Here is an 11,970-nt window from a genome sequence, read left to right on the forward strand (position 1 = left end):
CTAAAGATGAAGTTCGTCGATAAGTTCTCTGGTCAAACGGTCAAAATCCTTGTTGGCAACGTGGGCATAGTACAATGCCAGCGCCCAGGATACAAAGAACTGGGAAAGGGCAAAAACATACCCGAAATTGATGACGCCGATCATCTTGATCTTGAAAAGACCGGGTGCATAGGCTGCTCCAATGGGGAGCAGGAAGTAATACACACTGGAGAAAATCCACCAGCCAAAAAGGAATGCTTGTTTTTTGTGATGCAACTCTACGAATTTAGGGTTTTTTGCGATTGCTGCCCAGTCATACTGTTTCTCTGCCATGAGTTACTCCTTTCTTTGAGTGTGAGGTTTTTTCTACTAATCTCCTTTCATAAAGTATGTTCCTGTACCGGCATATATCCGAACTTCTGTGATGCAAGTGCAGCACCCTCAATCAGCGAGGGGATCATTTCATTCTCTATACGCTCTTTCAGAAATCTGAAAGAAGGGCCAAGCATGGTAATTGCGCCGATGACATGACCGGCATAATCTTTCACCGCTACGGCGACACTGATGACACCTTCTCCCAGACCGCCTGATTCAATGGCAACCCCGCCGTTGGACCGGATCTCCAGCAATTCGGAAACCAGACCTTCCGGATTGGTTATATGCTTTGATTTATGCCGTTTTTTGTTCACGAGCCACTCAATTGCTTCTGTCGATTCAAGCGCCTTCATGACCTTTCCGGCAGCATTGGTGAAAAATGGAAACGTTTTCCCGATGAGCGGTACGGCCTTGATTTGCTGGTCGCAATCGGCCATGTCAATGAACAGAACATCGTCTCCCTTGACAACAACCATATAAACCGCCTCATCATGCTTTTTCGCCAGGTATTCGATGACCGGATGTGCGAGACTTATCACATTGGAATTCCTGACCATTTTTTGTGCCAGAGAAAACGCATTAATACCCAGTCGATACGATCCGGACTGCTTGTCATGTTCAAGCAGACCGTTTTCACACAGTGTTGCCAGCAAACGGAAAGCCTTGTTGCGGGTCATATCCACTATTGACGCTATTGTTTGCAGCGAGGTGTCATTCGGGTTTTCGGACAGATACTCCAAAACCTCGAATGCCTTATTGACTGACAAAACTGTGTACACACCTTTTTCCAGCGCCATAGCCAGCCTCTTTATTTGTCAGAAAACAGATTATTTGTTAGTTAAAAAATTTGTGTTTTAAATATTTTGCATATACAAACTATTTGTGTTTATAACAACTTTATGTTTTAACAGCAACACATATTTGTAGACAACTCGTTTATTTACAAGTATTACTGCCTTTACGGCAGGTTACAAATTTCAACCCGTCGTTATTTCGTTGCATCTGATGTTGATTGTTGATTTGTAAATCTGTTTTATGGGGGCTATTTTGATAAAATCCAAGTCAATAATTGTGGCTGGAATCATCGATAATATCCGGCGTATTTTTTATGTATTGGCCGAACAATCACGAAAGGCAGAACAAAAGACCGGGCTGACCGGTTCTCAGCTCTGGGTGATCAAGATACTTGAAGAGGTATCACCCATGAAGGTAACCGATCTGGCCCGCCGCATGTATCTGCATCCGGCGACCATGGTAGGTCTGCTGGATCGGCTTGAAGCAAAGGGATTGGTGCAGCGATCCAGGTCAGAAAAAGACCGGCGGGTGGTACATATTATTATTACGGATCAAGGGCGGGAACTGGTTCAAAATTCACCAATGGTAGCGAAAAGTCTTATTGTGGAAGGTCTGGAGCCGCTTTCAGATAAAAAATTGCAGGTAGCTTCGGATGGGTTGGAACAGATCGTGAAAATACTGGGGGTTCAGGAAGAACCACCCAACCTCATTCAATCACTGGATGTCAATATGCCGAAAAGGAGAAAAAAACCAGCGGCGTAGCTACTATAAACCTTTAAACGGCAGTTTCACCGCAGAGGACGCAGCCAAAAGTAGGCGCTTCTAAGCGAGGTTCGCAGAGGAAACAATACGTAATAGAAAAAGATTCTTTCACCATTATGGTGAAATGTACTTGAGCCTTAACCACCTTATTTTACTCTGCATCCTCTGCGGTAAGTGCTTTTTCAGGATAAATCAATATTAAAAAAGCAGTATCCACGACCGAAAGTAGGCGCCTCTAGGCGAAGTCACGAAAAACACGAACAGAAACTGCTCAATATAACCGGATCGCCCCCTGCCCTCTTTCCCCGGCTCAGCGGAACCCTCCGAACAGTCCTTTGAAAAAGCTCTGCACCTTGCCCGAAAAGCTGGTGTCCACCTTGCGCTGCATGCCGCTGATATTGGGCATCTCCGCCAGGGCCTGGCGGTATTCCCCTTCGCTCAGCACCCCATTTTGCCGCAGAAGCCGCAGTATCATATCGGAACGTTTCAGCACCCGGTCCAGGTGCCGGTACGGGTTGTAGACCTTCTGCGGACCGGGGAGCATGGCGGCCAGGAAGGCGCATTCCCGGGGAGTCAGGGCGCTGGCCGGCTTGTCGAAGTAGTAGCGGGAGCCGTGGCCGATCCCGTAGACCATCGGTCCCAGTTCAACGATATTGAGGTACAGCTCCAGGATCCGTCCCTTGGTCAGGGCCTGTTCCATGCGTTTGGCGAGGTAGAGCTCCTTTATCTTGCGGGTGATGCTCTTTTCCCGGGACAGGAAGAGGTTCTTGGCGGTCTGCTGGGTGATGGTCGAGGCACCGCGGGCGAAGCGCTTCTTCTCCAGGTCATACTTGATGGCATCCTTGATGGCCTTTACGTCGATCCCCTCATGCCGGTAGAAATTGCCGTCTTCCGCCACGACTACCGACCACTCCATCTCGGACGGGATGCTGTCCGAGCGGGTCCACCAGGGATTGCGCGGCCCGACAACCAGGGGGTGGAGCTTGCCCTTCCAATCCCTGACCTGAATGGTCAGACTGGCCGTACGGTCGGCCAGTGCAGACACCGATGGCAGGCGGCAGAGCGTGATGACGATATAGAGCGCATAAAGGATAACGCCGCCGAGGACGCATGCTGCCAGCCATCTCAGGACCTTCAAAGCTACCTCGCAGGGGATGGATCGATTTTCCGTACGATAGCAGAAAAGCGGGGGTGATTGTGAAATTAAGGGGTGCGGCTTTGATGAGGCACTTCAACGCCGATGGCAGGATAGAATCGGGAACTGATTCACACACATACTTCTGTGCGTGATTCTGCTATACTCACACCAGAGAAACAAATTTTCCAATAAAACACGGAGGACGTCATGCCTTGCAATATAGAACAACATAAAATGCATATGTGTGCCCTCAAGGCTGAAAACAACGAAGAGTGCATCAAAGGCCTCAGCGACAAGCCGACCGTTGAATGCGGCAGCTGCGGAGCCAAGGCCAATAGTCCCGACCATCTCTGCTCACCGCAGGCGCTTCCCTGACGGATTTCAGGACCAGTGATCTGCGGCTGTAAGGATCTCCGGGGACGCACTGCACTAATATTTTGAGCATTATTCTCCTGTTTGGATGCAGTATGTTCCCGTAAAGTTTTTGAACCCGGACTTTCCCGCTACAATGGATTATTCTCAGGCTACAGAAGGGGGTCACTGATGATGCTTCAGCGAAACATCTGGCTGGTGGGGCGTATCCTGTTCTATACCGTGCTGTTCCTGCTTTTGGGCATAGTCATCTATGCGCTTTCCCATGATAAGTTCCTGCCAGCCCTGGTCTTCGGGGTCATGTTTATCATCACCCTCTATTTCGGGCTGATCCGTCTCAGGATTCCGGCCTATTCAGTGGTACTGCGCAATGGCAGGGTGGTCTTCTTCATCCCCGAGGCAACTATCCGCAACCGTTTTGACTTTGTATCGCGGGGCCAGATCATTGTCGAATTGCCGCATTACGGCTTGCTGGACCGGCCGTACAAGCTGGATATATTTTCCCCGGACAGCCAGGGGGGGGTATCTTGCTGCCGCCTGACGCTTCATCTCGACTATCTCATGGAGCAGGCCGGGTGGCAGCGGGCCTATGACAACTTTGTCATTCACCAGGAGAAGCTGTCACTGGAAGTCAGGAGGCTGCTCTACAAAAGCGCTGACAGCCTGGTATGCCGGCCAATGCCCCTGCAAGGCGAAGAAGCCATGCAGGAGTATCTGAAGCCGATTGTTGCGGAACTCAATCATGGATTGGAGAGTGTCGGGGTGGTCATTGAGGAAGCGTCCTGTTCATTCACCGCAGGTTCGTCACTGGCCCGTTTTGTGGCAGCCGAGCAGGAGATCGTGGAAAAAAGAGCTGCGAATACAACTCAAGCAGGAGTTGTAAGGGGATAGGCTCTTTTTCAAACCCCCTTTTCGTATTTGTGTCCGTTATGCAACATCCTTGAGGGGGACATACCCATCATAGTCTTATGATCAGGTATCCGTCCTACTTGCCCTTATATGCGACTATTTTCCCGGCCTCCGTACGGACTGAGGGTCCCAGGACCGAACTCAGGTGCTTCTTTACCCAGATTCTTGAATTTTCGTTTGCATCGATCGCTTCTGAAAGCGTCTCAAATACGGTAATGGACATCATCGCGCCATTTCCCAGATCGATCCACAGATATTCGACGAATCCCGGCAGCGCGGATATGAGCGGCACAAAGACTTCATCTACCTTTTTTGCAGCGGCTTCCGGGTCAGTCACCCCTTCATAGCGTCTCGCAGAAGCAAACATATTACGTTTCATACTGCCCCCCTTAAACTTTTGTCCTGAATTTTTATCTTGTGAATGGCTACTTATTCAATCTACAGCCTTTCCCATTATGCACTTTGTTGCTGCCGAGGCTTCAGATCAAGAAACTCCCTCCCCTTCCTGCTGAGGCGCGGGTGCCCTTTGACGATAACCACCAGATCCAGTTTCACCAGTGCCCGGACACTGTCCGCGACAGTGACCTTGGTAAATGCGCGCCTGCGTGACATCACCCCTGAGGAATCCCGTGCAAGGGGAGATCAGGTGGGGTTATGGTTTGCTAGAAAAAGGAAAAGACACGTTGTTGATTAGTTTGGTTCGAATCATAATCGACAAATCAACAATATCCCCCTCTCACCCTATAAATCCTACCTAACTATATATCAAATTTACTTTTAAATTATATTTTGGGTCTGCCTGACGTGCCTTTTTGCCTGATGCAAGGGCGTAGAATGCCCATACTGCCTCGCCCCCTACTCATACCGCTCTACAAGACGGCCCTCCCTGTGCTGACGGCGAATGGCACGAGCCGTCTCGATGGCCGCGGCGAATTCTTTGGCAAGAAAATCCGGATAGGAGGCGACCCGTTCCCCCTCTGCGTTCAAATCCCCTCTCAACCGTCGTTGAAAATAGAGATGCACTTCGTTTTTGTTTTTCCAACGTGTTTTGACCTCGTCAGGCACAGGCAAAGCCCCCGGATGTTCCTTCAGTTCCGGGTGGAACAGGTCCAGATCGTTCCAGATATCCCTGCCGGGCCGCGAGTCCCAATACCACGCAGCCAAGGCAACCGGTTTGGCCTGTGACGGCACAAAACGGATTTTTGGCCGTTCCCTCTGGGTGAACCTGGTTGCGGCCGGAAAGTCAACGGTCCCGATCGACACAGAAAGCTTTATATCGTTGATATGGCCATTTTGAAAATCAACTGAAACGTACGATCCATCAGGGGCGAGAGCCCAATTCCCCTTCTCAAGGGAGAGGCCAAGGGGTTTGATTCCCGTCGCGATTGCATCGAACTCGCGTTGCAGCAGGGCACGATCTTTTTCCAGTTTATCGGAGATGGTTGTTAATGCGGCCGCAACCTTGTCAGACTCGACCTTGAACGACCGGATTGCGGCCAGAATCAGCTCACGGGCCTGTTCCTTCGAATACAGGCCATGCGAACAATACAAATCGAGTCGTACCTTTTTTGACCGGTCGATGGCGGTGAAGCCGAAGACCGGTTTGGCCTTCGCCCCGCCGTCGTGCCAATGATTGCCAGGCGGCTCGTTTGGCTCAAAGAGTGAGATAGAACCTTCATCCAGAAGCTTTTTTGCTGACGCTTCAAGCGTCCCGCGGTCGCCTCCGAACTCCCGGGCTGCAGATCCGCACCTTCCCATTCCCCACAGCTCGGTCGAAAAACAATGTCGAAAGGCAGTGAGATCGGATTCGGCTACGGTGGGACTAAAAATAGTGACGTCCAGAATCACGGGATAGACCGTACTCGATCCCGATAGAATATTATAGTCGTGTATCCCGCCACGCACCAGGCGGTAGCCACGGTAGACCAGTGGAGCAACCATCGCTTTGCCGTTAGCAATTTCCACTCTTGGAGTGCCATAGCCGTGGGAATGTTGTGTAAAGCTCTGTTTGAGATTAACCGTAGCCATGCCTTCAAATGATTCCGTGTGATTTCCAAACAAGAAACCGAGTGCCATAGTCGTCCCCACGATTCCTGACCACATTCCACCCAAAACCATTTCTCAGCGCTCCTCTCTGGCCGACCTATCACTTTTCCTGACGCAGGTCACTCGGCTATCGCATTGGCAGTCGCTATCTCTGCGGACATCTGAGATGTCACACCCTCTCACCTCACGCCTGACCACCCTTTTTCCCGGAAATGTCTTGTATCATTGTGCAAATGATCGCCTGCATTTTGGCAGGGTCCGTCTCGTCGTCCATCATTTTGTACATTCTCGCGCGCTCGCCAAAACCAAATCCCTGATAGATCGCTTTCTCTTCCGCGGGCAATTGCTCCAGAATGGCATGGATCATATTGAGGTGTTCCGCCTGCTGCTGTTGATTTCTGGGCGCGGGTTCGGCTGCAACCGGCGCGACCGGCGTGACAGTCGCGGGTTTTAAAACCAGTATTTTTGCAAGTTCTTCCGAGGAGTATATGGATATCCTGGATTTCTTGAAATCCTTCTGATTGCGGGTAACAATGGCTTCAGCTCCCACATGGCAAGCCGCTTCATGGATCACCGCATCTTCGAAATCGCTAAAACCGGCACCAAGTGCTGATTCGAGAACATGCCTGTTAACAGGCGCCACCTCAAAAAGACTCAACAGTTTCTTTATCTCTTCCTGTGCTCGTGCTTCACCAACCGCTTTTGCGGCCAGATAATATACAGTCGTTATTGTCGTGCCGCACAAGTATCCGGTGATGGTCCCGTCTTCCACCTTTGAAAACAGTTCCGCTGCAGGATCCGCGAAGGGCATCCGGTCCATCAGCACATCCAGGACAATGTTTGTATCCAGAAGTATTTTCAAAGGTGTTTTCCCTCCAAATAGTGTTTGTAATCCTGTTCATCAAGCTTTGATTCCCGCAGCAATCCCCGAAGCGATTGGGTTATGGGAGTTGATGGCGATATCGTCTTTGCACTATCGGATGTCAGCATTTTGAAGTAATCCGCCACAACCTGCGACAGTGATTTTCCCGCTTGAGCTGCGTACGCTTTTGCTTGTTCGATTAATTGATCCTCTAGACGAAGAGTAAGTTTGGTTTGCATGGTTACCTCCAGAGCTCAGTTGACGTACATATATGAAGCCAATATACGTCACAAGACGTATTCATGTCAAATCGATATGTAAACCAAATACGGCATGTCAGAAAATTGCAGCCATCTTGTCGAGGCACTGTTCCATCCCCATTCGTGACATCTCCAGGAGCGGTCCGGCCGGCCAGTCAAATTCGGTAACAGTCAGTTCGGTTTGCCCCTGGTCGAGTGCACGAACAATCACCTCGTGGCGGACTCCCTGCGGCATACCCGGCGGCAACCCCAGCGACTCGGGGGATATGGTCGTGCCTTCCTTGTTGGTGAAGTACAGGGTATAGACGATCCGCTGCAGCGGTTCAATCGCCTCGTACGACCAGGTATTGTAGTAATCCTGGCCGCCGAAGGCCTGGGGAGCGCGCATGCAAACCAGGGAGGTACCACCTTCGCGGAAATCCATCCGCGCCTCCGGGCAGGTAAAACCGAGCGGTCCCCACCAGCGCATCACCAGCTCGGAATCGCTCCAGGCCGCCCAGACCTGCTCGGGCGAGGCATTGAAAACGCGCGTGACGACGAGGTTGGTGCTGCTTGTTGTCTCTGACATGTACTGTCTCCTTGAGGGTAATGGGTAAGTCCCCGGGTACCAGCGGTAGCGAGGCGTAGCGGCATTATCGCGCCGACCGTTTGCCGCCGAGTGGATATACTATGCCAGCTCAACTTTCAGGTTTTTACCGAGGGCAAGGGCCGCTCTTTCGAGGGTTTGAAGGGTAACGGAAACATTGGCTGGATCAAGGAGTCTGTCCAATGCAGTGCGACTGGTGTGCATCTTTTCTGCCATGGCGGTTTTTGAAATGTTCGCTTGTTTCATTTCCTGTTCTATCTGGAATGCAATAACTCTTTTTATTGCTGCCGCTTCTGCCTCTGCACGCAAACCTTCTTCTTCAAGAAAATCGTCGAAGTTTGTTCCCAAATGTTCATTTTTCATTTTGTGCCTCTTTTGTAGATACCAAGGCGGCTCAACGCCGTTTTGAGTTCGTTTTGTGGAGTCTTCTGAGATTTTTTGATAAATCCGTGAAGCAAAATCATGTACTCACCGTCAACGGAAAAGAAAACCCGTGCAATGCCGTCTGCCAATCTCGTTCGTACTTCCCATAAGTCCTTGTCGATTTTTTTGATGAGTGGCATTCCCAACGGCCAGCCAAACTGGGCGGTCTTGATATCTTCGCCTATTTGCCGCTTGTAATCACGATGCAAATCCTTCAACCACTCCCGGACCGGCTCATTGCCGGCTTCGGATCTATAAAATACGACGTTAAGGACAAAAGAAACTTCGGTCATATGCGGTCCATTGTACCAATATTGGTACGCATGTCAATTTTTGTTTTCAGGACATGAAAAGAGCGAATTGACTGGGGTCAGGTCTTGAATTATCAGTTTTTTATATTTCAAGACCTGACCCAAAGGTTCCCTTTACTTCTATTCAGTTTCGATTCAAGAATCGCCATTTTTTCTTGTTGCAGGTTTAGCTTTGCGCTTACCCGATTTCTTTGTTTCAGACAGATTGTTTCTTGATACCGACTGGTTTTGTGAAAGCACCCTGCATTCGGCAGTGCCCTCGCTGCAAAACTCCAACGGGAAGGAAACCATGTCAAAGCCTGCCTCTTTTGAAGGTACTGTCAGAGTTGTCGCGGTGAGTATGGCTCAGATTCTTATGAGTTTGTTAAAGGCAAACCGCTGACTTTGATCAATGGTTCACAATTGCTTTCTATGCTGCAAAAACACGGTCACAAGGCCCGCATCAATCTACATGAAGCCAAAATGGAATATAAAGAGACCCAGGAAAATAAAAGGACAACATCATGGTTATGATCGTTGAAATCAACCTGTAATCCATGCATACAATTGATCAGATATTTCTGGATGCTACCAATCGTGGACTGAAGCCGAAGCCATGGGGCAACTATATTCTCAAAACCTACAATGGCTTCACCCATGAACAGCGGGTGCGAAAGTGGCAGGCCCTTAACCTGGCTATCCAGATGGGGTTGGAACAGCCGGCGCATTTATCACCTTGCTCTGTCTGCGGCAAAACTGGTGCCTCGGAGGTTATTGCCTACCATTCCGAAGATTATGGTTCCATGACTGGCCATCACCCCGTCTGCAAAGGATGCCACACCAGGGTCCACAATCGCTTTACCAGTCCCCAACGCTGGCAGGAGTTTATTGCACCTTTTTGTACCGGCAGCACATGGTTCGAGAACCTGTCCACCACTGAACAAAACCAACCGCTATGCCCAACCGATTCGCTACCGCCATCAGCCAAGCCCGCCTATTCATCTGTTTCCGACGTATCTTCAAATATCAGTGATGAAATGCATCAGATCAGGGTTGCTTTCACCACGGCCCTCGGCCTTGATTGGTCGGAGAATCCAAACCCGAACAGCGGTTACAAGTTTGAACATAACCTCAACCTCCGTCAGCAATACCTGGATGAGGCGCTGCGCCTCCGTGATCTTTACGCCGAAATGGTAAACAAGACTGGTCGCCGTAAAGACATCCTGGAAAAGATGAATAGCAATCTTGAAAATCGTGACAGAAAGTTTGTCTGGTGAATTAAGGGGAGTCCCGAACTTATATTCAATAAAAATAAAGGAAGAGCGCATATGACTAAGGCAGATTTAGCGGAACGGATTCAACAGAAAATTGGATGCACCAAAAGAGAATCAGCTGATCTGTTGGAGTCAGTATTCAGCATTATGAAGACCACACTAGAGTCTGGAGAGAAGCTGAAAATTGCCGGGTTCGGTAACTTTGAAATTAAGAATAAAGCGGATCGCCGCGGACGCAACCCACAGACTGGCGATACGATTACCATCGAGGCCCGGAGAGTTTTGACCTTTAAACCAAGCCAGGTGCTCCGGCAGGCAGTCAATTAAGTAATCAAAAGGAAAATTACATCATGGCAATGACCGTTGAAATAAAAGGCAACAAACTCTGCATAGAAATTGACCTGGAGAAACCAACCCCATCAGCTTCCGGTAAGACTCTTATGGTTGCAAGCTCTCGGGGGAATGCTGTTACAACTGCATTGGTGGATGGCAAGCCAGTCACCATCGGGCTGAATGCCTATATCAAGCCGTAGGCAATAAGTATGTGCGGTAGATTCGTCGCCAACATACCAGCAGATGAACTCAAGAAGATCTTTGCCCTGATTGAGACCCCTCAGCTTTCGCCGCGTTACAATGTAGCTCCTACCCAGCAGGTTGCTGTTGTTCGCAACCAAGGTGACCGCAACCGACTCGATCTGCTAAAGTGGGGCCTGGTGCCATCTTGGTCCAAGGACCTGAGCTTCGGCAGTCATTTGATAAATGCCCGTTCAGAGACTGTGGCTGAGAAACCGACCTTTCGCCACGCCATCAAGTACCGCCGCTGCATCGTCCCGACGTCCGGCTTTTTTGAATGGGATCACAGCGGCGGCAAGAAACAACCCTACTACATTCAATTGGCGGACCAATCTCCCATGTGCCTGGCTGGTGTGTGGGAGTCGTGGAAATCTCCGGCCGGCAGCGAGCTGGAGACCTTCGCCATTCTGACCACATCTGCAAACAAGCTTGTCGAATCGATCCACGACCGCATGCCGGTCATCCTGTCTCCCGATACCTTCAATCTCTGGCTGAGCCACAACATGCACGACCCGGAACAACTGCAACCATTCTACCAACCATACCCCGCGGAAGAGATGCAAGCAATCAAAGTACCTGATCTGGTGAACAATCCCCGTTTCGACTCTCCCGCCTGCATTGAGCACGTTTGACCAGATAATTATTCCCTCTTGACACAATCCAGTATCGACAGCTATCATCTGACATACATATCAATTGGAAGGTAATAATGTCATGCAGTTACTTACTAACCGCCAGAAGCAGGTTTTTGAGTTCATCAAAAAGTACCTTGAGACTAACGGATCTCCTCCCACCTTGCGGGAGATTTCCGCCCATATCGGTACCGCCGGAACCGTCACTGCCATAGGCCACGTCAATGCCCTGGAGAAGAAGGGCTACCTCCGCCGCCGTGAGGGCAGCTCCCGCGGTATTATTCTGACCCAGTCGCCATCGACAGTTGTCTCGCTACCGATTGTCGGCAACATACGGGCCGGCATGCTGCAACCCGCTATTGAAGACATCACCGGCTACTTGAGTGTGGATAACAGCTTGGTCAAGGGAGATGGCTGTTACTTTCTCAAGGTTGAGGGGGACTCGATGATCAACAAGGGCATTCTCCCCGGCGATAATGTCCTGATTCGGCCTCAGCAGGTGGCCAACAATGGCGAAATTGTGGCGGTCATGGTGGATGGTGACGCCACCCTCAAACAGTTCTTCCGGGAGCGAGACAGGATCTTGCTTCAGCCGGCCAACCCGAACTACGAGCCGATTGTCATCCTGCCTGGTCAGGGAGAAGTGACTATCGTCGGCAAGATGGTGGGCCTGTTCCGCAGCGTGGAGTAGGTC

Annotated in this window: 19 protein-coding genes; 8 read left to right on the forward strand and 11 right to left on the reverse strand. The window is 50.2% G+C overall.

The genetic code is table 11. The features are described from left to right. Together ACOCF6_RS06895 and ACOCF6_RS06900 are read right to left on the reverse strand one after the other, a co-directional pair. Nucleotides 1–312: a DUF485 domain-containing protein gene (locus ACOCF6_RS06895; protein WP_482459650.1), complete on the reverse strand. Its 312-nt coding sequence runs from the start codon at nt 310–312 to the stop codon at nt 1–3. Nucleotides 313–359: 47 nt separating this feature from the next. Beyond that, nucleotides 360–1,151 (reverse strand): IclR family transcriptional regulator, encoded by a 792-nt coding sequence (locus ACOCF6_RS06900; RefSeq protein WP_482459651.1) that lies wholly within the window; start codon nt 1,149–1,151, stop codon nt 360–362. A 250-nt stretch (nt 1,152–1,401) separates the two neighbouring features. On the opposite strand from ACOCF6_RS06900, the gene ACOCF6_RS06905 reads away from it, so the two are divergent. Further along, the gene (locus tag ACOCF6_RS06905; protein WP_482459652.1) at nt 1,402–1,911 is read left to right on the forward strand and encodes a MarR family winged helix-turn-helix transcriptional regulator; all 510 of its coding nucleotides are present in this window, start codon (nt 1,402–1,404) and stop codon (nt 1,909–1,911) included. A gap of 310 nt (nt 1,912–2,221) precedes the next feature. Here ACOCF6_RS06905 and ACOCF6_RS06910 read toward each other — a convergent pair whose 3' ends face one another. Then, the gene (locus ACOCF6_RS06910; protein ID WP_482463284.1) at nt 2,222–3,040 is read right to left on the reverse strand and encodes a transglycosylase domain-containing protein; all 819 of its coding nucleotides are present in this window, start codon (nt 3,038–3,040) and stop codon (nt 2,222–2,224) included. Between the two features lie 216 nt (nt 3,041–3,256). Between ACOCF6_RS06910 and ACOCF6_RS06915 the strand changes: the two genes are divergently transcribed. Continuing rightward, the gene (locus ACOCF6_RS06915) at nt 3,257–3,424 is read left to right on the forward strand and encodes a hypothetical protein (protein ID WP_482459653.1); all 168 of its coding nucleotides are present in this window, start codon (nt 3,257–3,259) and stop codon (nt 3,422–3,424) included. A 168-nt stretch (nt 3,425–3,592) separates the two neighbouring features. Further along, a complete protein-coding gene (locus tag ACOCF6_RS06920; protein ID WP_482459654.1) occupies nt 3,593–4,312 on the forward strand; it encodes a hypothetical protein in 720 nt (239 codons plus the stop codon). A gap of 94 nt (nt 4,313–4,406) precedes the next feature. On the opposite strand, the gene ACOCF6_RS06925 is transcribed toward ACOCF6_RS06920, so the two are convergent. The 8 genes from ACOCF6_RS06925 to ACOCF6_RS06960 all read right to left on the reverse strand — a co-directional run bounded on the left by ACOCF6_RS06925 (nt 4,407) and on the right by ACOCF6_RS06960 (nt 8,800). After that, entirely contained in the window at nt 4,407–4,709 is a 303-nt protein-coding gene (locus ACOCF6_RS06925) for a hypothetical protein (protein WP_482459655.1), read from the reverse strand. 74 nt (nt 4,710–4,783) lie between these two features. Continuing rightward, the gene (locus ACOCF6_RS06930; protein ID WP_482459656.1) at nt 4,784–4,942 is read right to left on the reverse strand and encodes a hypothetical protein; all 159 of its coding nucleotides are present in this window, start codon (nt 4,940–4,942) and stop codon (nt 4,784–4,786) included. 243 nt (nt 4,943–5,185) lie between these two features. Then, nucleotides 5,186–6,406 (reverse strand): hypothetical protein, encoded by a 1,221-nt coding sequence (locus ACOCF6_RS06935; RefSeq protein WP_482459657.1) that lies wholly within the window; start codon nt 6,404–6,406, stop codon nt 5,186–5,188. 154 nt (nt 6,407–6,560) lie between these two features. Further along, complete coding sequence (locus tag ACOCF6_RS06940; RefSeq protein WP_482459658.1) at nt 6,561–7,238, reverse strand: PIN domain-containing protein; 678 nt, start codon at nt 7,236–7,238, stop codon at nt 6,561–6,563. Then, nucleotides 7,235–7,477 carry a DUF6364 family protein gene (locus ACOCF6_RS06945; protein ID WP_482459659.1) on the reverse strand — a complete coding sequence of 81 codons (243 nt, stop codon included), beginning with the start codon at nt 7,475–7,477 and terminating at the stop codon, nt 7,235–7,237. Before ACOCF6_RS06945 ends, ACOCF6_RS06940 begins: the two co-directional genes overlap by 4 nt. A gap of 97 nt (nt 7,478–7,574) precedes the next feature. Further along, complete coding sequence (locus tag ACOCF6_RS06950; RefSeq protein WP_482459660.1) at nt 7,575–8,066, reverse strand: SRPBCC family protein; 492 nt, start codon at nt 8,064–8,066, stop codon at nt 7,575–7,577. A 99-nt stretch (nt 8,067–8,165) separates the two neighbouring features. Continuing rightward, entirely contained in the window at nt 8,166–8,447 is a 282-nt protein-coding gene (locus tag ACOCF6_RS06955; RefSeq protein ID WP_482459661.1) for a helix-turn-helix domain-containing protein, read from the reverse strand. Next, nucleotides 8,444–8,800: a type II toxin-antitoxin system RelE/ParE family toxin gene (locus ACOCF6_RS06960; RefSeq protein WP_482459662.1), complete on the reverse strand. Its 357-nt coding sequence runs from the start codon at nt 8,798–8,800 to the stop codon at nt 8,444–8,446. The genes ACOCF6_RS06955 and ACOCF6_RS06960 overlap by 4 nt, the downstream gene beginning before the upstream one ends. 554 nt (nt 8,801–9,354) lie before the next feature. Between ACOCF6_RS06960 and ACOCF6_RS06965 the strand changes: the two genes are divergently transcribed. From ACOCF6_RS06965 to lexA, 5 genes are all read left to right on the forward strand, one after another. Further along, complete coding sequence (locus ACOCF6_RS06965; protein ID WP_482459663.1) at nt 9,355–10,074, forward strand: hypothetical protein; 720 nt, start codon at nt 9,355–9,357, stop codon at nt 10,072–10,074. 51 nt (nt 10,075–10,125) lie between these two features. Further along, entirely contained in the window at nt 10,126–10,398 is a 273-nt protein-coding gene (locus tag ACOCF6_RS06970) for an integration host factor subunit alpha (protein WP_482459664.1), read from the forward strand. A 23-nt stretch (nt 10,399–10,421) separates the two neighbouring features. Continuing rightward, nucleotides 10,422–10,604 (forward strand): hypothetical protein, encoded by a 183-nt coding sequence (locus ACOCF6_RS06975; RefSeq protein WP_482459665.1) that lies wholly within the window; start codon nt 10,422–10,424, stop codon nt 10,602–10,604. 9 nt (nt 10,605–10,613) lie between these two features. Next, a complete protein-coding gene (locus ACOCF6_RS06980; RefSeq protein ID WP_482459666.1) occupies nt 10,614–11,276 on the forward strand; it encodes an SOS response-associated peptidase in 663 nt (220 codons plus the stop codon). Nucleotides 11,277–11,358: 82 nt separating this feature from the next. Next, nucleotides 11,359–11,967, forward strand: a complete 609-nt coding sequence (lexA, locus tag ACOCF6_RS06985) for a transcriptional repressor LexA (RefSeq protein WP_482459667.1) — start codon at nt 11,359–11,361, stop codon at nt 11,965–11,967. The last annotated feature ends 3 nt before the right edge of the window (nt 11,968–11,970 follow it).

It is taken from the genome of Geobacter psychrophilus (assembly GCF_056821595.1).